Here is a 21,866-nt window from a genome sequence, read left to right as displayed (position 1 = left end):
ACTCTGCTGTTTCAGTTTGGTTAAAATTTGTTTATGCATATGTACTGAAATCGCCTATGTGAAGTGCCGATAGAATGTATCAAGGATGCGTAGAGTAGCGTTTTAAGGATATTGGATGTCGGTACGTGATAGGTTTTTAGCTCTTGCCATAGTTTTGGTGTGGGGTGTTAACTTTGTGGTTATCAAAATTGGCTTGCAAGGGATGCCGCCTCTTCTGCTCGCAGGGTTACGTTTTGCGTTTGTCGCTTTGCCTGCCATTTTCTTTATTAAGCGCCCTCAAGTGCCTTTGAAATGGCTGGTGGCTTACGGTTTAACCATCAATTTTCTACAATTCTCGTTACTTTTCTGGGCATTAAAAGTGGGTATGGCGGCAGGTTTAGCCTCTCTGCTTTTGCAGGCGCAAGCGTTTATTACTCTGGGCTTTGGTGTTTTACTGTTGAAAGAGAAAGTCCGCATCCACAATATGATTGCGGTGTCTGTTGCTGGGGCGGGGATATATCTTCTCGCGGCAGCTCAGGGGCATGATTCAACGTCATTAACCTTATTCACCTTGGTTTTAATTATCGGTGCGGCGGCTTTTTGGGCTCTGGGTAATATCGTGAATAAAGTCATCATGCAACGTTATCCGGTTCCGACCATGTCGCTCATCGTATGGAGCGCGCTTGTTCCAATGGTTTCATTCTTCATTTCCTCGTATGTGATTGAAGGTCCTGAGCTTATTGCTGAATCACTGGTCAATATCGAATGGCATAACGTTTTTTCCATTGTTTACTTGTCTCTACTGGCGACAATTCTGGGATACGGCGGCTGGAGCTACTTACTTAGCCGTTATGAAACGTCTATGGTTGCTCCGCTTTCGTTGTTAGTGCCAGTATTTGGTTTGCTAAGCGCATGGATACTGCTTGGCGAAAGTCTAAGCCTTTATCAAATCATCGGCGTGATAGTGATCGCAATGGGCCTAGTAATCAACGTATTTGGCAAGAATTGGTTTGGTGAGAGAAGGGTAGCTAAAGCGCCAGCGCTAGATAAATAAGAGCAGGCAAACTGTTCCAAAAGCGAGAGCCGTTCAACGGCTCTTTGCATTTAAAAGTAAATGTCAGATCCAATCGGGTCTTCAGGATGTTTACCTTCCACACTGTTGGCGAGCATCTGTGTTACTCGCGGAACCATTTCAATACAAATAATATTCTCTATCGCGAAAGTGCCCTGGGGTACTTGGCTATAACCACGTACTGAAGCTGGTGCGTCTTATTTCTTCAGTTGCAAATAGAACTATAAATACTAGCAATTATCATTTACATAATGTTACCATCTGACCCTAAAAATTAGACCGGATCTTGCAGGTGTGTGGCGATGAAAGCCATGTTTAGCAAGGTCTGGAGATTAAGCGATATTCTAAGTTTGGTGAGTTAAGATGCTATCGGATGTAGTACAGCAGGCCGTAGAGGCGCAGCGAAAAAGCGAAAAGCGTCGCGGAATGATATTAACCAGTTTTGGCGCATTACTCGCCGCTTCTTTTGTTCTCGATATTATGACCGGCCCTTCAATGATTGATGCCAGCTCGGTTATTTATGCGCTGCTAGAGTGGGTAGGATTACCATTCCAAGTGGATGCTTCCACGCAAGTCATTGTTAGTAATCTACGTTTACCTATTGCACTGATGGCCATCTTTGTTGGCGGATCGTTAGGGATGGGCGGTGCGGAAATGCAAACCTTGCTGAACAACTCCATGGCAAGCCCATACACTTTAGGTATGGCTGCGGCAGCGGGTTTTGGCGCGGCATTAATGCTCTACACTGGCTCTCTGGGTATTGATAGCAACTTAGCCGTACCTATCGGTGCATTTGTCTTCTGTATGATTTCGGCGTGTTTCTTGTTTGCATTGGCTTCTGTTCGGCATATCGGATCGGGGCAGTTGATCCTTGCAGGTATCGCGTTACTGTTTCTATTCCAATCCTTACTCTCATTGGTACAGTTCGTCTCTTCACCTGAACTGAGCCAACAGATTCTTTTTTGGTTATTCGGAAGTCTTTCAAAAGCCACGTGGACAAACCTAGCCATTACCGCGACGGTAGTCATGGTGAGCCTTTTCTTGTTACTGCAAGATTCATGGAAATTGACCGCATTGAAACTCGGCGAAGAGCGTGCGAAAAGCCTTGGCGTGAACATCGTAAAACTGCGTTTAAAAACCTTGCTGATTGTCGCGGTGATGACAGCAACAGTGACCAGTTTCGTTGGTATCATTGGCTTCATCGGCATTGTTTCACCTAATATCGCTAAAATTCTGGTTGGCGAAGATCAGCGTTTCTTCCTTCCACTTTCATTCCTAATCGGTGCATTTTTGTTGTCGACAGCTTCTGTTTTATCAAAAGTGATCGTACCGGGAGCGTTGTTCCCAATCGGCATCGTAACTGCCATCATTGGTGTGCCTTTCTTCTTCTGGCTCATCATCGCGAAGAGAAGATAATATGTTTGAAGTCAGTCATTTATCGCAAGCACACGATTCAGTGCCACAACGTAACCAATTGCAGGTGAATAATCTCAACGTACGATTAGGCGACTTGGTGTTGGCAAGAGACATCAGTTTCCAACTGCAACCGGGGCAAGTGAACGTTATTCTTGGACCAAATGGCACGGGTAAAAGTACTCTGCTGAAGACTCTGTTCGGTGATATTAAAACCGTAAGCGGAGAAATTCAGTATGGAAACAATGTTTTATCTGGCAAGTCGCTGATTGAGTGGCGAACTAAGTTTGGTTACATGCCGCAAGACATTCACCTTGATGTCAATATGACGGTAATCGAAGTGGTGTTGTTAGGCAGACTTGATGCACTCAGCATGCGAATTGAAACTAAAATGCTGCAAGAAGCGTTGAGCATTCTCAAGAGCATTGGTTTGGAACACCTTGCCAGTCGTGATGTAAGAACTCTCAGTGGCGGTCAGTGTCAGATGATTCTGTTTGCACAAGCACTGATGCGTTGTCCTGAAATTCTGATGCTGGATGAGCCAGTAAGTGCGTTAGATTTGCATTACCAACATGTATTGCTAAATCACTTGGTTACTCAGACGAAAAAGCAAAATTACACCACCTTAATGGTGCTGCACGACCTCAATTTAGCGGCACAATACGCTGATAACCTTTTGATATTAAAACAAGGTGAATTGAGAGCCTTTGGTAGTCCGAAGGAACTGTTAACCAGCGAACTGATTCACGAACTGTATCATGTGGAAGCGGATGTTCTTACCGATGAAAATGGTACACCTTTCGTCCGCACTCGCAGACCCAGCGCGGCGTAACCCAGACCATTTACTCCTTCCGTTGTGATATGAACAAGATATAAAAAGGCCAGAACTGATGTTCTGGCCTTTTTGCATGGATAACACCGACTCTCAGAGCCGGTGACTAAAAGTGCTTACAGTTGAGTAACGAACGTACCTTTAGGTACCACTGGTAGGTAGTTCTTGTAGAAGTCCAAATACGCTTGGTTTGGATCTAAATCGGCGAACAATTCTGGATACATGGCTTTTGCGTAGAACTGAATCAGCGCGCCATCAAGAATGGTACGACATGCACCATGGTAAGCTGCGTACATACGGTTGTTTTTAACTGCTGAAATTGAAGACCAGCCCGTGCGCTTTTTGAATCCTTCTAAACGTTCTTTCGCTACCGATTCTTCTACACCTTGACCCATTAACATTGCATCGCTGCCGCCATTTTCATAGCCAGTCATAACGATCACATCTGGGTTTGCTGCAATGATTTGCTCAGGGTTTAGTTTGCCCCACCATTCAACATAAGGTGCAGAAATGTTGTCGCCACCGGCTACAGTAGAGATGGCACCCCACATGTTTTTACCAAAGGTGTAGCCGATTTCGTTTACGCCTGAAGCACCGAATTCAGTGTAAACTTTTGGCTTTGGAAGGTTCGCTTTCTCTAAACGCGCAGTGATCATTTCGATGTTCTGCTTGTACTCGTTAGCGATTTTCGCTGCACGTTCTTCTTGACCTGTGATCACACCGATTAGCTCGGTACTTTTAATGTGGCGTTCTAAAGTTTGAGCGTTGTAATCCACAACTACAATTGGAATACCTGCGCCTTCAAGGCGTTGGATATCACTACCCAAGGCTTTATATTGCCAGTCAGCCAGCATGATGAGATCCGGATTAAGGCTGATCACTTTCTCTACAGAGAAAGTGTTGGTATCAACACGGCCAATAGCGGCAATCTCGTCTAGAGAAGGACGGTGCTTAACGTTCATTTCCCAGTTTGCTGAGCGCGCTTGCCAAATGTATTTCGACATTCCCACAACGTTGTCATACGCAGCTTCCGTACCAATTGCCATGTAATCTTCTGGATAGAAGCCGACAATAACGCGTTTTGCAGGCGCATCGAAAGTAACTTCACGATCAAGCACGTCCGTAATAGTTGTCGTTTGTGCAAAGCTGTAAGAAGCAAACAGCAAAGTAGAAAGGCTAATCAGTTTCTGAATCATTTATTGGAACCTACTTTTGTCCTTGTTGAAAAGATAGTGATGAAACGAATTCGCATAGATTGCGAAGGGCATGATTATATTGCCAAAGAAAATGCATATGCAAACTATTATCATTTAATTTTAGAAAAAGAGTTGTCGCAATAATTGACTCATTGCGTATGCAAGTTTAAAAATCAGTTGATTACGTTCAGTGTTGTGCTTCGCATATGCATACCTGAATGTTTAGTTTTTCAACAAGAAAAGGCCATATAGCTATCTTCATCTTCGCATCTGGTGTTAGAACAGCTATGTTTTAGAGGTGATGTTTTTTAAAGTGACTTGGCGGCAGAAAGGACGACTAGGGACGTGGTTATGAAGAAAAGGATAACGCTGCTGTTGATGTCGGTACTACTCATTGCCGGGTGCAGTACCAAGTTTGTTTACCATAATATGGACTGGTTTATTCTTGAGTACCTAGATGATTATGTGACTTTGACAGACCAGCAGGAAAGTTTGGTGAAAACGCAAATTGATGCGCTCAGCCAATGGCATCAAACGGAAGAGCTAAGCAACTATATTGTGCAGTTTGATCAACTGCTTGAGCTCAATCCTAAAACTCTCACTCTTGGTCAGCTTCAACAGCACAGAGATTGGATTTATGAGCATTACCAGAGTTTAGTGACTCAAATCTTTCCGAGTATTTTTCCAATAGCCACCGCTTTGTCAGACAAACAGGTGGATGAATTTATGCAGGGGTTAGCAAAGCGGCATCAAAAATACGCCGATAAGTATGCGGATTTGAATGAAAGTGAAACCAGAGCCAAGTATGAAGAACGAATTATTGATCGTATGGAACAGTGGTTAGGTTCTCTAACTGCTGACCAAGAACAATTAGCAGGACAATGGGCGAAAGCTCTACAAATAACGACCTATGATTGGATTGCGTTTCAAAAGACGCAACGAAACGAAATTCAATCACTGTTGAATCAACGCCATAACCAAACTGATTTCAATCAGAGATTACAGAAACTTCTCTTTTCCCAAGAAGAGTCCTACAGCCCTGTGCTCAAAGCAAAGCTCAACTACAACGAACAGGCATCAAACGAATACATACTCAGTATTGTCCACCTCTCTACTCCCAAACAGATCGAGCATTTTAAAGAGACTGTCTTTGAATGGCGAAGTTTAGCCAGCGATCTCCATGCCGCCAAACGCTGAGTTTTTATTACGGGTGTGTCGTTGGGTGGCTTCAAAATGATTATATTCATTAGGCTAATGTGTTGAGAACATTATTAATTAATATTCTCAATTGGTGTTACAATCATCGGGCAAATGTAACAATAAGTAAATCTGGTCTAGCGCATATAAATCCTAATCCATTGATTATTCAAAACAATGCTAGTCATTTTGTAGTAGGGATACTGATATACATGAAAAACTTTTCTTTTAAGAACAAAATTATAGCGTTGATTGCTAGCATTATTACTGTGACCATTTTTGTGTCATATATGAGTGTGAACCACTTTATCAGTGGTTATATCTATGAGTCAGACACGGCAAGAATCAAACACAATATTGATTTGGTCACCGCTCAGCTAGAACGAGCATTGCAAGAAAAGTTAACACTGACGAAAAGTCTCAATTTCAGCATGATGGATATTGCAGACACCAAAGAGTCGACAGGCTTTGCGAGCATTGTGTTGGTAACGAATGGTTATGCTTTCGATGATACTGCTAACTCGCTTGATGATAAGCAAACGGAAACTTACTTGAAGTTAGCTGAACAGTTAACGGAAGAGCCAACGATGAGTGATGTTGAAATGGTGGATGGAAAGCCAACGGTTCGTATTTCACTTAAAAAATATGATGGTTCGGCAAACTTCTTTACTCTCGACATTAGCAACCTGAAAGACGTTATTGAAGCTTATTCATTGCCGGGCAGCTATATGGAACTGATATCGGCAAACCAAATCACCATTTTCTCTGATAAATCGAGTGACAACGTCATTCCAGTTTCAAAACAGTTCACAATTGATGGCCAGAATTGGTCGTTGAATGGCTATATCGATTTAGACAATATCCAAACAAACACAGACAGTCTCAACTGGGAAATCACTCTGGCGTTGTTGATCTCTGCAGCAATCATTATCTGTCTGAGTGTGCCAATGCTGAATTTCGCATTCAAACCTCTAATGCGCCTTAAAGAACTGGTGGCTGATCTGTCTCAAGGGAATGGAGATTTAACTCAGCGTTTAAGTGTCACTTCGAACGACGAAATCGGCGAAATTTCGACTTCTATTAACCGCTTCATTGAACAGCTTCAGGGTATGTTTATTGAAGTGTCCAGCTCATCATCCAAAATTGATACTGCGGTGAGTCATCTCAGCAGTCAGTCCCAATCAAATATGCAGATGTTAAATGCGCATACCATTGAGACCGAGCAGGTGATCACAGCGATAGACGAAATGAGCGCAACAGCAGGATCAATCGCACAGAGTGCCGCAGACGCCGCCAAGCTTACCGAATTGACCAACGCTTATGCAGATGAGTCTAAACAAACCGTAAACCAAGCGGTGCAAAGCGTGACCGCATTGGAAGCCGATGTGGCTGAGATGGCGAACACCATCAGTGCCATGAATCAAGATACCAAGCAAATTGGTTCGGTACTTCAGGTGATTGGTGATATCGCTGAACAAACTAACTTGTTGGCATTGAATGCTGCGATTGAAGCGGCGCGTGCGGGTGAACAAGGTCGCGGTTTTGCCGTAGTTGCTGACGAAGTTCGAGCACTGGCGGCTCGTACGCAGCAAAGCACAGGGCAGATTAACGACATGCTGTCTAAGCTCAACAACACATCCGAAAATGTCGTGAGTAAGATGGAAACCACGCGTAGGAGCTGTGAAGCAACTTCGCAAAGCACTCATAAGGTGATGGAGTCATTGAATACAGTGACCACATCTGTGGTTGAAATTAACGACTTGAACACGCTAATGGCAACATCTGCTGAGCAGCAAAGTCATGTGACTGAAGAAGTCAGCCGCAATATGGCAACGATTCAGGAGTTAATCGGCGAGCTTAATAATAGCGCTTCACAAACAAACACCATTAGTCAGGAACTGAGAGGCACTTCGACGGATCTGTCTGACGTCGTTACTCAGTTCAAAGTTCACTGAAAATAGTCGTTCCCAAGATGACTGAAAAAGAGCGCCACATGGTGCTCTTTTTTTGTAGAAACGGTAAGGTTGAAAAATATATCTATAAAAAATGAAACGATGTATTAAATAAAATGCGATTTAACTCTAAAAAAATATGACCGGAGTCTCATTTACCGAACGATGTTGTCTCAATTTTGAACTAATACTCATTGTTTCATATTAAGTTTGGATACAATGTGCCGAATAATAAACGTGGCTTAGTAAAGTTGTAGGAATAATCCCACTTCGAACTGTTGTGTCAAAGAGTAGAAAATCAGCTTGGTAGTCGATACCAAGTGCTAGCCAACAAGCAGTTAACTGAGAACCCGCATAATAATTAATACTCTATTCACCATTCGCTCACTGATTTTATCGGGGTCAGTAAGCTAAAAACTTTGTGAAGGACGCGAAGAATAATGAAGAGTTTTTCCTTTAAAAACAAAATTATATCGCTAATAGTTGCCATAATTTCAATCACCATTTTTGTTTCGTTTCTCAGTGTAAACCACTTTATCAGTTCCTATATTTATCAGTCAGATATAGAGAAAATTGAACATAACATTGAGTTAGTGAACCGAACACTGGAAGGTGAGTTACGCGACAAGCTTAGTCTGGCGAAAAGCCTTAAATTCAACATGATGGATATCGGCACCACCAAAGAGTCGGCTGGTTTCTCTCATATTGTGCGTCTTGCAAGCAGCTATGCGTTCGATGATACGGGCAGAGTACTAGAACAAGATGAAACTCAAAAGTACATAACACTTGCAGAAGGCTTGACCGCTGAACCAACGGTGAGCGAAGTGACGATCATTGAAGGGCGTCCAAGTTTAAATATCTCAATTAAGCATATGGACGGCTCTGCTAACTTTTTCACGCTTGATTTGAGTGGATTAAAACCAATTTTAGAAGCCTATTCGCTGTCAGGCAGCTACATGGAACTGATTTCTTCAAATGAGGTCACCATTTTCACTGATAAAACCGGTGAAAACTTGATTCCTGTTGAGCGCAACTTTGATTTGGCTGGCCAGACATGGAGGTTGAACGGTTATATCGATCTTGATGACATTCAAGCCAATACTGACAGTTTGAACTGGAAGATCACAATGGCTCTACTTATTTGTGCCGTGATCATTATCGGTTTAAGTGTTGCAATGCTGCACTTTGCATTCAAACCTTTACTGCGTCTAAAAGAACTTGTAGCTGACCTTTCACAAGGTAACGGTGATTTAACTCAACGTTTGAGCGTTACATCGAATGATGAAATCGGTCAGATTTCGACTTCTATTAACCGTTTCATCGAACAGCTTCAGGGAATGTTTATTGAAGTCTCTAGCTCATCATCGAAAATTGATTCTGCGGTTAATCACCTTAGCAGCCAGTCTGAATCAAACATGCAGATGTTAAATGCGCATACCATTGAGACAGAACAGGTGATCACAGCGATTGATGAAATGAGCGCAACAGCAGGGTCTATCGCTCAAAGTGCATCAGACGCAGCTAAGCTCACAGAACTGACAAACTCATATGCGAACGATTCTAAGAAAACGGTTAATCAAGCGGTACAAAGCGTAACTGCATTGGAGTCGGATGTAGCAGAAATGTCGAACACCATCAGTGCGATGAATCAAGATACCAAGCAGATTGGCACTGTACTTCAGGTGATTGGTGATATTGCTGAGCAGACTAACCTGTTGGCATTGAACGCTGCGATAGAGGCCGCGCGTGCAGGTGAGCAAGGTCGTGGTTTTGCCGTGGTAGCTGACGAAGTTCGCGCACTGGCAGCTCGTACGCAGCAGAGTACAGGGCAGATTAATGAGATGCTGTCTAAGCTCAACAACACATCCGAAAATGTCGTGAGCAAGATGGAAACCACACGTAAGAGCTGTGAAGCAACATCGCAAAGCACTCACAAAGTGATGGAGTCCTTGAATACAGTGACGACATCCGTGGTAGAAATTAACGACTTGAACACATTAATGGCAACCTCTGCTGAGCAGCAAAGCCATGTGACTGAAGAAGTCAGCCGCAATATGGCTGCCATTCAGGCTCTAATTGGTCAGTTGAATGATAGCGCAGCGCAGACCAACAATATCAGCCGTGAACTCGGTGGAACTTCAAGCGATCTGTCACAAGTGGTGGGGCAGTTTAAAGTTCATTAATGATTTGTTTCAAATGTCATAAGGAGCACCAATAGGTGCTCTTTTTTTGTCCGCTCTTCAATGCCATGTTCAAGGTAGGTTAGATGATTGTCAGTGTTGCCGACTTCGTATTGAGTGAGTTGTTAACACACGTTTAAATTGGTGACGAATCAGCTCAAAAGGAACCAATATGAAACGATATGGGATAATTGCACCGCTTGTACTGCTAGGTACATTAATGACAACTCACGCTCAGGCGTCGGATTCACAGGTAGACATAGAATTAGGCTGTGTCTCTGTTGCAAACAAAGATGTCTCAATAAAAACAGGAGATTGTCGCAACAGAAAAGTGGAAACAGTGAAAGTGGTTAAGGTCGTCAAAGTGGTTGAAGAAGATCATTATCGCAGCCACCCTGTACACGGAAAACATCCGGGCAAAGGCCACCACAAGAAAAAGTATGTTGAAGAGTCTTCATTCCATAAACATAAGCACTAAATCAACATCAGGAAAACAAAAGGGATGCCTCAAGCATCCCTTTTCTGTTTGGTCACTTATAACGATTAAACGTCGTAAGTAGTAGACGCAGTGTTGCCGCCTGTACCAGTCCAGTTAGTGTGGAAGAATTCACCACGTGCACGGTCTGTACGCTCGTAAGTGTGAGCACCGAAGTAGTCACGTTGCGCTTGCAGCAGGTTCGCTGGTAGACGAGCTGTTGTGTAACCGTCTAGGAACGTTAGAGCTGAAGTCATACATGGCATTGGGATACCTGCTTCTAGAGATTTAGAAGCTACTTTACGCCATGCCACTAGGCTGCTTTGTAGAATGTTCTTGAAGTACTCGTCAGAGCCTAGGAATGCTAGTTCTGGGTTCTTCTCGAATGCATCACGGATATTGCCTAGGAATGCGCTGCGGATGATACAACCACCACGCCACATTAGCGCTACGTTACCGTAGTTTAGATCCCAGCCATTCTCGTTTGATGCTTCGCGCATTAGCATGAAGCCTTGAGCGTAAGAGATGATCTTAGAAGCAAGCAGAGCTTGACGTAGTGCATCAACCCACTCTTGTTTGTCGCCTTCAACTGGAGTGATAGTTTTACCAAACAGTTTTTCAGCTTCAACACGTTGGTCTTTCAGTGCAGATAGACAACGAGAGAATACAGACTCAGAGATTAGAGTTAGTGGGATACCTAGGTCTAGCGCGTTGATACCTGTCCATTTACCAGTACCTTTTTGGCCAGCAGTGTCTAGGATTTTCTCAACAAGTGGCTCACCGTCTTCATCTTTGTAGCCAAGGATGTCAGCTGTGATTTCAACTAGGTAGCTGTTTAGCTCAGTCTTGTCCCAATCAGCAAATACAGCTTGCATCTCGTCTGCAGACATACCAAGACCGTCTTTCATGAACTGATAAGCTTCAGTGATTAGCTGCATGTCGCCGTATTCGATACCGTTGTGTACCATCTTAACGAAGTGACCAGCACCGTCGTTACCAACCCAGTCACAACATGGCTCGCCAGCGTCAGTTTTTGCAGAGATACCTTGGAAGATAGGCTTAACCGCTTCCCAAGCTTCTGGTGCGCCGCCAGGCATGATTGAAGGTCCGAAACGAGCACCTTCTTCACCACCAGAAACGCCAGTACCAATGAAGTGGATACCTTTTTCACGTAGCGCAGCAACGCGACGGTTAGTATCTGGGTAGTTAGTGTTACCGCCATCGATAATGATGTCGCCTTTGTCTAGAAGTGGTACTAGTTGATCGATGAATGCGTCAACTACTGAACCCGCACGAACCATAAGCATCACTTTGCGAGGAGTTTCTAGTTTCTCTACTAGCTCTTCTAGAGTGTACGCACCAATGATGTTAGTGCCTTTCGCTGGACCTTCTAGGAACTCGTCAACTTTTGACGCAGTACGGTTGTGAGCAACCACTTTGAAGCCGTGGTCGTTCATGTTTAGGATCAGGTTTTGACCCATAACCGCCAGGCCGATTACACCGATATCACCTTTCATTTGTTTCTCTCCTTCACGCAATCTTTGCTGCTGCGTCTAAATCTAAATACCACTCGGTTTCGCCAGTCTTTGACTGTACTTTAGCTGCTGGATAAGGCAGGTCAGCGGCTGGAGTAGTGTGAATTTCATTGACGATCTCGGTTTTACCTGCACCAAGAACGAGGTAACTAATACGTTTTGCTGCTTCCAGAACCTTCGCTGTTTTTGAAATGCGAAGTTGACCAGATTCAGGATGAGTCGCAACCAAAGAAAGGTTTGGATCATCGTAGTTGGTTACATTTGGAAATAGCGACGCAGTGTGGCCGTCAGCGCCAACACCAAGCAGAATCCAATCGAAAACAGGAGTGCCGTTTTCACATGGAACAACATCAGCCATCTCTTTTGCAAAACGTTCTGCTTCTGCTTGTGGATCATCTTCACCACGAATACGGTGGATGTTCTCTGCAGGCAGGTTTACTTTGCTAAATAGCAGCGCATTCGCTTCACCGTAGTTGCTCTCAGCATCATCCGGTGCCACACAACGCTCATCTCCCCACCAGAAGTGTAGGTTTTGCCATTGAATAGCGTCTGCATAAGGTGCACTTGCCATTAGCTTAAACAGCATTTTAGGTGTGCTGCCGCCAGACAGTGAAATGTGCACTGGTGTGCCTTGTTCACTGTAGCGCTGCATTTCGTTGGCTAATGATTCAACAACCTGCTCAGCTGTCTGAAAAATCTTTGAATTGATCATAGTTCGCAGTAATCCGTGTCAGTAAGGTTTTTGCATGGGAAACGCCATGCTCTTCCGTCGTTATTTAGAAGGTCATCAGACTCTTTCGGTCCCCAAGTACCACATGCGTATCCGTATAGGGATTGCGGGTCTTGTTTGAAATCCAGAATTGGCTGAACGAACTTCCAACAAGCTTCTACCGCATCGGTACGAGCAAACAGCGTTGCGTCACCGTTCAGTGCGTCTAGTAATAAGCGCTCGTAGGCAGTCAGCATCTTAGTTTCTTCTAAAGATGCGTAATGGAAGTTCATTGACACTTCTTTCGCTTTGAAGCCTGCGCCCGGCTCTTTCAGGCCGAAGCTCATCAGGATGCCTTCGTCTGGCTGAATGCGGATGATCAGTTTGTTCTCAGGCGCATTTTTACCAAATACAGGGTGAGGAGTGCGTTTAAAGTGAATCACCACTTCAGTCACGCGAGTCGGCAGACGTTTACCACTGCGCACGTAGAAAGGAATGCCATTCCAGCGCCAGTTGTTGATAAACATTTTTAGTGCGACATACGTTTCTGTACGCGAATCTTCTGCAACACCCGGTTCGTTACGGTAACCCGGTAGGAACTTACCGCGTACTTCTGATTCCGTGTACTGACCAAGCACTAGGTTGTTACGCAAGTCATCTTCAGACAGTGGCTGAAGGCTTTGTAGAACCTTGTTCACTTCGTTACGGATAGAATCTGCGTTAATTGCTGCTGGAGGCTCCATACCGATCATTGCTAATACCTGTAGCAAGTGGTTTTGGAACATATCTCGTACTGCGCCAGAGCCGTCGTAGTAACCGCCGCGCTCTTCTACACCTAGGAACTCAGCACCTGTGATTTCAACGTAATCAATAAAGTTACGGTTCCAAAGTGGCTCAAACATACCGTTTGCAAAGCGGAACACGAGTAGGTTTTGAACAGTTTCTTTACCTAGGTAGTGGTCAATACGGTAGATTTGGTGTTCTTTGAAATAGTGGTGAATCTCAATATCCAGTTCTTGTGCTGATTTTAAATCGTAGCCAAATGGTTTTTCGATGATCAGACGTTTCCAACCATCTTTTTCATCGTTTAAGCCGTGAGCAGCAAGGCAAGAAGGGATCACGCCATAAAGGCTAGGAGGAGTAGCAAGATAGAACAGGGTATTACGTTGTTCAAATGCGTATTGGTCTGAAAGTGAGTCTAAACGATCTTTCAGTTTTACATAATCTTCGACATCCGATGTATTGATGGCTTGATAGTGAATGTATTCACAAAAAGCATCAAGAATCTCAGGTTCGGTTTTCTCTAATTCTTGAAGCGAGCGTTTCAATTTTTCTCGGTAAGAGTCGTCACTGTATTCAGTACGACTTACGCCTAAGATTGCAAAGGATTTTGGCAGTTGGTTACTTGCATATAGGTGGTATAAAGCAGGAATCAACTTGCGGTAGGTTAAATCGCCCGAAGCACCAAATATCACGATGCTGCTGTTTTCAGGTATTAACATCTTCTTTCCCTTAGAAACTAGGTGTGCCCAAAAACCAATGGAGTTGTTTGGGTATATTTAGCAATGGCTTACCCTAGCAGCGCAATGCACAAATAAGTAATTGGTTTTGTCTATTTCTGTAATTAGAAAAACCGAAACGCCCTTTGTACTCAATGTCATTATTTTACATTGGACATCGGGACATGGCTGATTTGGGGTCAAAATGTGACTTCAAACCAACGCGAGGTCGGTATTGTCTACGACAATTTGACGTACATCAACTATTGTTCGCGCAATCGATTAACTTTTGTTCGATTCGTAACCATAAATTCATTTTTTGTCGGTAATAGAGCCAGAATATGTGACTCTATTAACCGGTTTAGAATTGCTGTTTCATATACGCTTTCACAGTTTTTATGTGTTCTTCTTTGTCGATGTCACTGTGCTGGAATTTTTCCAAGAACATGTCGGCGTATTTCTGGTACACATCCTGTTCTAGGAAGAGCAGATAAAGTTTCGGGTCGATATGTCCTGAGGTCGCCATTCTGGTCATGATCGAGATTGACTCATCAATGGTTTTGGCCTGTTTGTAAGGCCTGTCATTGGAGGTTAACGCTTCAAATACGTCTGCGATAGCCATGACTCTTGCCTGAACCGAAAGTTCTTCCTCGTGTAAGCCTCTTGGATACCCTTTACCATCCATACGCTCATGGTGACCACCTGCAATGTCAGGAACATTTTTGAGATGTTCAGGGTAGGGTAAACGCTGCAACATGGTAATGGTTTGCACTATGTGGTCATTAATCATAAAGCGTTCTTCGTTATTTAATGTGCCACCGCGAATCGAGAGGTTGTATAACTCACCACGGTTGTATTGGTATTCTCCCGGTTGAAGAACAAAAGGTTCCTGCCATGTGTTTTTCGGGTTGTTGTTCGCTTGCCATTTTACTTGGTGAACTTGTTTGTCTGCGATGAGGTTTTCCATCACGGGCAATGGTTGTTTTTCTCCTGCTCGTTGTGCCTCAATCCAAGAGATACCCAACTGATCATCAAGGGTTCGTTTCCACTGTTTCTGCGCTATGGTTTCTAATCGGGCAACGTCATTGTCAGACATGTATTCACCGCCGATGTTGCATTTAGCAACGAAAGCAAAGTCGTCATCCAGTGAGTGATGAGTCTGCGCTAAGGTCGCTTTAAGTTGGCTTTCATCGCCACCCAGAGCAACACCTTGCCAGTAATCCGCTTCGGCCTGTGTTTTCAGTAATTCAAAACGCATACGAACTTCGTGTATTCGGTCGTAAATGGTTTCGAGCTTTGTTGCTTTGTCCACTACGTATTCCGGCGTGGTCACTTTACCGCAGTCGTGTAGCCAAGCTGCTAGGTCGAGTTCTTCCCACTGCTGTTTAGTCATTGAGAAATTGCGGTAATAGTGAGTATCTTTGTCTGCTATTTCTGCCAGCATCTTGGTCAGCGCAGGGACACGTTGGCAGTGACCACCTGTGTACGGAGATTTGGTATCGATGGCGGATGCTATTAGAGTGACGAATGCATTCAACATGTCTTTTTGTTGTTGAATCTTGTCGATGTTGTCTTTAGCAATTTCGGCAAAGCTTAAAAGTTCGCGTAAGAAGGCGTGCTTGTCATATTGCTCTGAGGTAATCGCACGCTCGTACCCCAAATTCAATACGCCGACTAACTGTTTTTGACGGTTGAGCAGCGGGAAGAAATAGATATCTGAGTTGTACAGATAATCCTGATGCTTTTTCAAAATATTGTCGTTTCGAGTTAAGTGAACCGTTTCACCTTTATTAAGCTCAGCCATTAGCCACGGTGTGCCATTGATCAATGAATTGAGATCGATCTTAAATGGAATAATCGCGTGGTCTGCGACGTTGGTGAATGTCGCTTCCTCAGGAGAATAGGTGTAAAGCTGAATCGTCTCGGCGCGAGTGACAAGATAGCTCTGATGGGTGATGGTTTTTGCTAATACGCTAAATTCCTGATTCGACGCAGTATCGCGAAGAAGCCGCAGTAAATCGTGTAACGTATGTTCCATCAATTCTATCGACTTGGTGAGGTTTGCTACCTCCTTAATAATACTTTTCGGGTAACGAGTCTTCTTAAACTCGAAACGAGTAATATTGTCAGTCAGCTCCATCAAATTCACGAGAGGTTTGGCAAGGCGAGCAGAGATAATCCAGACCGCTGTAAAACATATCACCATCAAGCCAAAAGCCGCTTGCAGTTGTTTGTTTCGCATTGAAAGCAAGCTGGCAATCAAATCATCCTGTGGAGTAGCATCGGCTAGAAGCAAATGAATACTTGGACTTAAAGCGACAGGCGTCAGAGTAACAGACCACGATTTACCATCTCGTTCTACCGTTTCATATAACGTTGAGCTACTGATTCGATTAGCAACAGGAGTGAAAATACTACTGTTTAATTTCTGCTGAGTCGTTTGTTCGTCATCAGTCAGGCTTAATGAAGTATTGTGTTGGGCTAATACTCGGAACTGATGATCAAAAAGCGCTAACTTAGCGTTTTGTGAGAAGCCGATATGCGAAAGCTCTTGTGATAGCGAATCCAGCGTAAAATCAGCACCGACTACCTTGTTGCCATCCGCAGAGCGACGTGACAGTGTGACACCTGGCGTTTGAAACAGATAGAACACATAAGGTTCTGTTAAGCGAATAACATCGTCTTCTTCCGCAGAGGTGTACCAAGGGCGTGTTCGTGGATCGAACTGGTTGCCTTGGTGATCAACATGACCCACTTGCGCTAGGTTTTGGTCGAAGAAAATAAACTTGTTGGTACCATCCATCTTGGTGTAGTTAATAAATAGGCGGGCGGTGTCTGGTGCGTTGACGCGCTCTCTGGATTGGTTGTCAAACAAGGGGCGAACTATGGTGAAATCGCCATCTTCATTACCAAAATATAGGGCGACTAAACTGGGTTGGCGTTCGAACAATAAGCGCATCGAGGAAAGCCAACGTGCTTGTTCGGAAGGTGGTTTGTTTTCATCGATAAAACTGCTGTAAGCCATGAAATCCAATGTGGAAAAGATAGGCGCGATGCTTCTTTGAAAGATGGACTCCAGTTTGCGGCTGTTTTCCTGACTCAACTCTTGAGCGCTGCCACTAAGTAACTGCTTTGCATGTTGAGAGCTGATGCTAATCAGTACCGCTCCTACAATAGCCGTTAATATGAAAAAAAGAGAACTAATGTGAATACTGAGTGAGTAGCGGCGCTTCATGCAGAATCCCTTCAACAATTGGTTGTATAAGTATTGTCGAACTTAGAAAAGTTGCAAAAAAATATCCGCAAAAATTGGTGTTGAAAATTTCACAAAATCATTAACTTATTAGTCTTTTTGTCGGTAATCTCTAGCCATAAGTACAAGGTAAATGACCATCAATCTGGCTTGGAATCAGGTGTGGGCTGATATTCATCTAGTTTTACTTATGCTGTACGGTTGTAGTTCATAGTGGGACTGATACACTGCGTATATCGTGATGTAAGGAAAGAAAAATGAAACTCGAAGTAGATACCCATACCCACACTTACGCTAGCGGTCACGCATACAGTACCCTGATTGAAAATGCCAAACTGGCGAAGCAGAACAATCTCGCCATGTTTTGTATGACTGACCACGCTGAAACTATGCCCGGTGCGCCTCATTATTGGTTCTTTGCCAACCAACGTGTTGTTCCGCGTTTTCTAGAAGGGGTGGCAATTATTCGCGGTATTGAATCCAACATTATGAACGTTGAAGGCGAAGTGGATATTCATCCTACGTTAGATGAAAAGTTGGATTGGGTAATTGCCAGTTTTCATGAAGCGGTTTTTAGACCTTCTAGCAAAGAAGATCATACTCAAGCACTGCTCAATGTTATCAAAGGTGGACGTGTTGACGCTTTAGGTCACTTGGGTAATCCAAACTACGATTTTGATTTTGAAACCGTGATTGCTTGTGCGGTTGAGCACAACGTGGCAATTGAAATCAATAACAGCACTCTAAAAGGTCACAGCCGAGTAGGCAGCGTCGATCGCTGTTATCGAATCGCGGAAGTTGCAAAACGACTAGGCGCTTGGATAACAACCGGTAGTGATGCTCATTTTTGCCAAGATGTCGGCGTACTGACGAAAGCGGAACAACTTCTTAACAATGTTGGTGTTGATTCCAAGCAAGTAATTACTCATAGTGCACAGCAGTTCCTAAACTTTTTGGCACTTCGAGGAAGAGAGCCAATAGAAGAGTTTGCGGACTGGTATAAATAACAATAACGATTCTGGCTTACTGTAAAAAAGTAAGGCGAACACGGAAGAGAAAGTAAATGAAAAAACTATTAACCATTGGCCTAGGGTTGTTGCTGTCAACTCAACTGTTTGCTGCTGACTTTGATCTTAAAGCGACAATGAAGCAGATGAAGCAAACATTCAAACAAGCTGCGCAGGCTCAGACTATTGAAGAGATGCAGCAACCAATCATCGACTTAAACCAACTGGTAGAACAGGCGAAGCAGGGCGATTACCCACCTGAAAAGAAAGACATCTATCTTGAAGGCTTCAACAAGCTGACGGTTGCTCTAGAGAAGATTGAAACTGATCTTCAAGCGGGTCAGTTCGAAGCAGCAAAAGAGTCATTGAAACAAATCGATGGTCTTCGTGAGGAGTACCATGACAAACGCAACCCAAGTATTTGGCAGCGTTTGTTTGGCTAATAGCCACAGATTAGTATGCTCAACAGCATCAGATGAGAATATCGAAGGTAGCCAAATGGCTACCTTTTTTGTGTCCAAGAAGCCGTGTTGTAAATGATATGTATTATCGATGTTATTTCTGACTGTGGCTGGTATAGTACGCGCCCATAAAAGAATCATTCTAATAATCAATAAAAGTCACTCTTCAGGCACTCTATCTAGGTGCGTTACACAAAAAGGAAAGCTCATGTTGAGAAACTCAACACCTCCTCAGCCCCAAGCGACTTCTCGGGCAAAATCACTTTATTTCATGACTTGGCGCTGGCATTTTTATGCTGGTCTTTTTGTTATCCCATTTATTCTGATTTTATCTCTGACAGGCTTAGTGATGTTGTTCGATGATGAAATTGAACAAGCCCGCTATCACGATTTATTAATCGTAACCCCACAACATCATGAATTGGCGGTATCGGCACAAGTTACGGCGGTGCAGCAGCGTTACCCAGATTATGTTGTTACTCAGTTTATTCCCTCGCAGGCTGATGATCTGGCGAATAAGGTTTCGGTACGCACGCCGGATGGGATCAATCTTTTCGCAATGGTAGACCCATATTCTGGACAAGTTCTCGGTACTATTGATAGAAGCGAAAGCTGGTATTCGCTGGCCAATGAAATTCATGCCACCTTATTGATGGGTGACCTAGGGGACTATTTAATTGAAGTCGCAGCCAGTTTGGGTTTGCTCCTGCTAGTGACAGGTTTGTACTTGTGGTGGCCACGTGACAACGCATCTAAAGCCGGATTTCTCAAGCTGAGAATGACTCAAGGCACGAGAGTGTTTATGCGTGACTTGCACGCAAACCTTGGCGGAGTACTGTCTGTTGTGCTGCTGTTTTTCCTCATATCGGGACTTTCTTGGACAGGTATCTGGGGGAAAACATTAGTTCAGGCGTGGAATACTTTCCCGACTTACTACACGTGGGGTGAAAAACCACAGTCGACATTGACTCACGCCAGTCTTAATCATGGCGCTGAAGAAGAGATGCCATGGAACCTAGAGCAAGCACCAATGCCAGAGTCTACGGCTGCACATGATCACTCTGCAATGAACATGGAGATGCCTGAAATGGCTCACGGTTCTATCAACGTGGATAAGATTGTCGCTAAAGCAGAACAGCTCGGTTTTACTCAATACCGTGTTTATTTTCCCAATGGAGAGAAAGGGGTGTACACGGTTGCTGCTAATACTATGGCCGGCGATATCACAGACCCGCGAAACGATCGCACTTCTCACTTTGATCAATACACTGGCAATTTGCTGGTGGATGTCACTTGGGCTGATTACACTCTTTACGCCAAAGCGATGGCCGCTGGCGTGTCATTGCACCAAGGCGATTTAAGTCGCTTAAACAAAGGTTTAAACGTGTTCTTTTGTCTGGCGTTTATCGCTATTGCCCTGACAGGTATTGTGATGTGGTGGATTCGCAGGCCGTCAGGTAGCTCAGCTTTAGGCGTGCCGCCTCGGTTTGCTGCATCAGGTATTTGGAAGGCAGGCTTGGTCACTCTGATATTACTGGCCGTCCTTTTCCCTTTGGGTGGCATCACTATCGTCATCACATTGATGTTGGACTGGCTGTTGTTCAGCAGGGTAGAAAAGCTGCGTTTAGCTTTGCGTTAAAGTGAACTAGCTTTGCTCCTAAGTTAAAATACTCAGCGGAAAATGGGTGAAAAAAAAGGTCAGAGTGTTCTGACCTTTTTGCATTTGTGCAGTGATGAAATTACAGCATCACAAGGCTTGCGGTGCCTAAGAAAGCAAAGAAGCCAACCACGTCAGTGACTGTGGTTAATATCACGGAGCCTGCCAGTGCAGGGTCTAGTTCAAACTTGTCGAGGATAATTGGAATAATTACACCGAAAAAAGCCGCCGTGACTATGTTCACCACAATCGCCAGAGCAATCGTGCCGCCAATCAGAGGTGACTGGAACCATAACGCTGCAATTGCACCGATTATTAGCGCCCAGAGTAAGCCGTTGATTGAGCCGATTCCTACTTCATTTTTGAGTAAGGCGAGACGGTTACCAACGGTGATCTGATTGAGCGCCATAGCGCGAACCATAAGTGTCAGTGTCTGGCTTCCAGCTATACCACCCATAGATGCGACAATCGGCATCAGCACGGCCAGTGCAACTACTTCAGAGATAACATCTTCAAACAAGCCAATGGTAATCGACGCAAAAATGGCTGTGATTAAGTTTATGCCTAACCAAACGCCGCGTCGCTTTGAGCTTCGAACAATAGGGGCGAAAAGGTCATCGCCTTCATCCATACCGGTACCCGCCATCAATCGGGCTTCGTAAATTTCGCGTTGAGTGCCCAGTGCAAACTGCCAATCGATAATACCCACTAAAGTACCGTCATCATTGACCACTGGAACAAGTGACTGTGTTGAGTGCTCCAGAGCTTCTACACCTTCGGCAAGCGTTAAATGCGCATTGATCACTGAGGTATCTTCCAGCACGAGAGTCTTTATTCTTTCTGCGCTGTCAGCAAGTAGAATGTCGGTATAGGTGACGATACCAATGAACTTCTTCTTTTTGTTGATCAGAAAAATATACTGTGGCGACTCATAGTGGTACTTATCCAACAGCATTTTTGCACGGGCAACGGTAATGCTAAATGGCAGGGTGTAGACTTTTCTGTCCGCCCAGTGACCAATCTCATCATCACCAAATTCGTTTGCTTGGTCATAGAGTTCAAGTTCGTCGCGGCTGATTAAACGCAGAGCTTCGGTAACAATATCGTCAGGAAGTGAGTCTTCCCATTCGATAAGAGATAAGTTATCCAGCTTTGCTAGTGTTAGTTTTAGCTCTGTGTCAGAAAGGCTTTTAATAACGGAAACACGTACATCCGCACGCATTTCTGTTAATACATCAATGTGCATTTCCAGTGGCAGACTACGCCACATTCGAACACGCTGATCAACGGGGAATGCTTCGAGAATAAGCGCGATGGAGCCTGAATCCAGAACGTTTTCGACCAGTTCATTTAGAAGGCTAATTTGCTGCTGGTCATCATCTGCTTTCGCCAGCATTTCAATGTGTTGTGCTAAGTCTTGATATTCGCTCAACGTGTAACTCCGATTAG

The 21,866-nt window shown here is 44.1% G+C and carries 16 protein-coding genes; 10 read left to right on the top strand and 6 right to left on the bottom strand.

The window, feature by feature from the left end:
- The first annotated feature begins 115 nt into the window (after window positions 1-115).
- From L3V23_RS05750 to L3V23_RS05740, 3 genes are all read left to right on the top strand, one after another.
- Complete coding sequence (locus L3V23_RS05750; RefSeq protein WP_102965835.1) at window positions 116-1,033, top strand: EamA family transporter; 918 nt, start codon at window positions 116-118, stop codon at window positions 1,031-1,033.
- 381 nt (window positions 1,034-1,414) lie between these two features.
- The gene (locus tag L3V23_RS05745; RefSeq protein ID WP_102953561.1) at window positions 1,415-2,467 is read left to right on the top strand and encodes an iron ABC transporter permease; all 1,053 of its coding nucleotides are present in this window, start codon (window positions 1,415-1,417) and stop codon (window positions 2,465-2,467) included.
- A gap of 1 nt (window position 2,468) precedes the next feature.
- Window positions 2,469-3,296, top strand: coding sequence for an ABC transporter ATP-binding protein (locus L3V23_RS05740; protein WP_102965836.1), 828 nt, complete (start codon window positions 2,469-2,471; stop codon window positions 3,294-3,296).
- Between the two features lie 116 nt (window positions 3,297-3,412).
- On the opposite strand, the gene L3V23_RS05735 is transcribed toward L3V23_RS05740, so the two are convergent.
- A complete protein-coding gene (locus L3V23_RS05735) occupies window positions 3,413-4,492 on the bottom strand; it encodes an ABC transporter substrate-binding protein (protein WP_102965837.1) in 1,080 nt (359 codons plus the stop codon).
- 351 nt (window positions 4,493-4,843) lie between these two features.
- Here L3V23_RS05735 and L3V23_RS05730 point away from each other — a divergent pair, with 351 nt between their 5' ends.
- The 4 genes from L3V23_RS05730 to L3V23_RS05715 all read left to right on the top strand — a co-directional run bounded on the left by L3V23_RS05730 (window position 4,844) and on the right by L3V23_RS05715 (window position 10,299).
- Window positions 4,844-5,689 carry a DUF6279 family lipoprotein gene (locus L3V23_RS05730; RefSeq protein ID WP_146029418.1) on the top strand — a complete coding sequence of 282 codons (846 nt, stop codon included), beginning with the start codon at window positions 4,844-4,846 and terminating at the stop codon, window positions 5,687-5,689.
- A 212-nt stretch (window positions 5,690-5,901) separates the two neighbouring features.
- Complete coding sequence (locus tag L3V23_RS05725) at window positions 5,902-7,644, top strand: methyl-accepting chemotaxis protein (protein ID WP_237292028.1); 1,743 nt, start codon at window positions 5,902-5,904, stop codon at window positions 7,642-7,644.
- Between the two features lie 437 nt (window positions 7,645-8,081).
- Window positions 8,082-9,824 (top strand): methyl-accepting chemotaxis protein, encoded by a 1,743-nt coding sequence (locus L3V23_RS05720; RefSeq protein WP_042480988.1) that lies wholly within the window; start codon window positions 8,082-8,084, stop codon window positions 9,822-9,824.
- 169 nt (window positions 9,825-9,993) lie between these two features.
- The gene (locus L3V23_RS05715; protein ID WP_042480984.1) at window positions 9,994-10,299 is read left to right on the top strand and encodes a hypothetical protein; all 306 of its coding nucleotides are present in this window, start codon (window positions 9,994-9,996) and stop codon (window positions 10,297-10,299) included.
- 65 nt (window positions 10,300-10,364) lie between these two features.
- Here the strand turns inward: L3V23_RS05715 and gnd are convergent, their stop codons facing one another.
- The 4 genes from gnd to L3V23_RS05695 form a co-directional block, all read right to left on the bottom strand.
- Entirely contained in the window at window positions 10,365-11,813 is a 1,449-nt protein-coding gene (gene gnd / locus L3V23_RS05710) for a decarboxylating NADP(+)-dependent phosphogluconate dehydrogenase (RefSeq protein ID WP_237292027.1), read from the bottom strand.
- Window positions 11,814-11,826: 13 nt separating this feature from the next.
- The gene (gene pgl, locus L3V23_RS05705) at window positions 11,827-12,543 is read right to left on the bottom strand and encodes a 6-phosphogluconolactonase (RefSeq protein ID WP_237292026.1); all 717 of its coding nucleotides are present in this window, start codon (window positions 12,541-12,543) and stop codon (window positions 11,827-11,829) included.
- A complete protein-coding gene (gene zwf / locus L3V23_RS05700; RefSeq protein ID WP_237292025.1) occupies window positions 12,540-14,042 on the bottom strand; it encodes a glucose-6-phosphate dehydrogenase in 1,503 nt (500 codons plus the stop codon). The genes pgl and zwf overlap by 4 nt, the downstream gene beginning before the upstream one ends.
- A 358-nt stretch (window positions 14,043-14,400) precedes the next feature.
- Window positions 14,401-17,274 carry an HD domain-containing phosphohydrolase gene (locus L3V23_RS05695; protein ID WP_237292024.1) on the bottom strand — a complete coding sequence of 958 codons (2,874 nt, stop codon included), beginning with the start codon at window positions 17,272-17,274 and terminating at the stop codon, window positions 14,401-14,403.
- Between the two features lie 275 nt (window positions 17,275-17,549).
- Between L3V23_RS05695 and L3V23_RS05690 the strand changes: the two genes are divergently transcribed.
- The 3 genes from L3V23_RS05690 (at window position 17,550) to L3V23_RS05680 (ending at window position 20,399) form a co-directional block, all read left to right on the top strand.
- Window positions 17,550-18,299, top strand: a complete 750-nt coding sequence (locus L3V23_RS05690; protein ID WP_237292023.1) for a phosphatase — start codon at window positions 17,550-17,552, stop codon at window positions 18,297-18,299.
- Between the two features lie 56 nt (window positions 18,300-18,355).
- A complete protein-coding gene (locus L3V23_RS05685) occupies window positions 18,356-18,742 on the top strand; it encodes a cytochrome b562 (protein ID WP_042480968.1) in 387 nt (128 codons plus the stop codon).
- A gap of 226 nt (window positions 18,743-18,968) precedes the next feature.
- Window positions 18,969-20,399 carry a PepSY domain-containing protein gene (locus L3V23_RS05680; protein WP_237292022.1) on the top strand — a complete coding sequence of 477 codons (1,431 nt, stop codon included), beginning with the start codon at window positions 18,969-18,971 and terminating at the stop codon, window positions 20,397-20,399.
- Between the two features lie 100 nt (window positions 20,400-20,499).
- Here the strand turns inward: L3V23_RS05680 and L3V23_RS05675 are convergent, their stop codons facing one another.
- A complete protein-coding gene (locus tag L3V23_RS05675; RefSeq protein ID WP_237292021.1) occupies window positions 20,500-21,849 on the bottom strand; it encodes a magnesium transporter in 1,350 nt (449 codons plus the stop codon).
- Window positions 21,850-21,866: the final 17 nt, after the last annotated feature.

Source organism: Vibrio sp. A1-b2, from assembly GCF_021726015.1.
In the GTDB taxonomy this organism is placed as follows: domain Bacteria; phylum Pseudomonadota; class Gammaproteobacteria; order Enterobacterales; family Vibrionaceae; genus Vibrio; species Vibrio diazotrophicus.
The sequence above is the reverse complement of the archived record's forward strand: the minus strand, read 5'-3'. Positions and strand labels throughout refer to the sequence as shown.

What these genes read in the sequence shown, in the direction of transcription:
- L3V23_RS05750 (WP_102965835.1), top strand. Translation starts at nt 116, where the DNA reads ATGTCGGTACGTGATAGGTTTTTAGCTCTTGCCATAGTTTTGGTGTGG.
- L3V23_RS05745 (WP_102953561.1), top strand. Translation starts at nt 1,415, where the DNA reads ATGCTATCGGATGTAGTACAGCAGGCCGTAGAGGCGCAGCGAAAAAGC.
- L3V23_RS05740 (WP_102965836.1), top strand. Translation starts at nt 2,469, where the DNA reads ATGTTTGAAGTCAGTCATTTATCGCAAGCACACGATTCAGTGCCACAA.
- L3V23_RS05735 (WP_102965837.1), bottom strand. Translation starts at nt 4,492, where the DNA reads ATGATTCAGAAACTGATTAGCCTTTCTACTTTGCTGTTTGCTTCTTAC.
- L3V23_RS05730 (WP_146029418.1), top strand. Translation starts at nt 4,844, where the DNA reads ATGAAGAAAAGGATAACGCTGCTGTTGATGTCGGTACTACTCATTGCC.
- L3V23_RS05725 (WP_237292028.1), top strand. Translation starts at nt 5,902, where the DNA reads ATGAAAAACTTTTCTTTTAAGAACAAAATTATAGCGTTGATTGCTAGC.
- L3V23_RS05720 (WP_042480988.1), top strand. Translation starts at nt 8,082, where the DNA reads ATGAAGAGTTTTTCCTTTAAAAACAAAATTATATCGCTAATAGTTGCC.
- L3V23_RS05715 (WP_042480984.1), top strand. Translation starts at nt 9,994, where the DNA reads ATGAAACGATATGGGATAATTGCACCGCTTGTACTGCTAGGTACATTA.
- gnd (WP_237292027.1), bottom strand. Translation starts at nt 11,813, where the DNA reads ATGAAAGGTGATATCGGTGTAATCGGCCTGGCGGTTATGGGTCAAAAC.
- pgl (WP_237292026.1), bottom strand. Translation starts at nt 12,543, where the DNA reads ATGATCAATTCAAAGATTTTTCAGACAGCTGAGCAGGTTGTTGAATCA.
- zwf (WP_237292025.1), bottom strand. Translation starts at nt 14,042, where the DNA reads ATGTTAATACCTGAAAACAGCAGCATCGTGATATTTGGTGCTTCGGGC.
- L3V23_RS05695 (WP_237292024.1), bottom strand. Translation starts at nt 17,274, where the DNA reads ATGAAGCGCCGCTACTCACTCAGTATTCACATTAGTTCTCTTTTTTTC.
- L3V23_RS05690 (WP_237292023.1), top strand. Translation starts at nt 17,550, where the DNA reads ATGAAACTCGAAGTAGATACCCATACCCACACTTACGCTAGCGGTCAC.
- L3V23_RS05685 (WP_042480968.1), top strand. Translation starts at nt 18,356, where the DNA reads ATGAAAAAACTATTAACCATTGGCCTAGGGTTGTTGCTGTCAACTCAA.
- L3V23_RS05680 (WP_237292022.1), top strand. Translation starts at nt 18,969, where the DNA reads ATGTTGAGAAACTCAACACCTCCTCAGCCCCAAGCGACTTCTCGGGCA.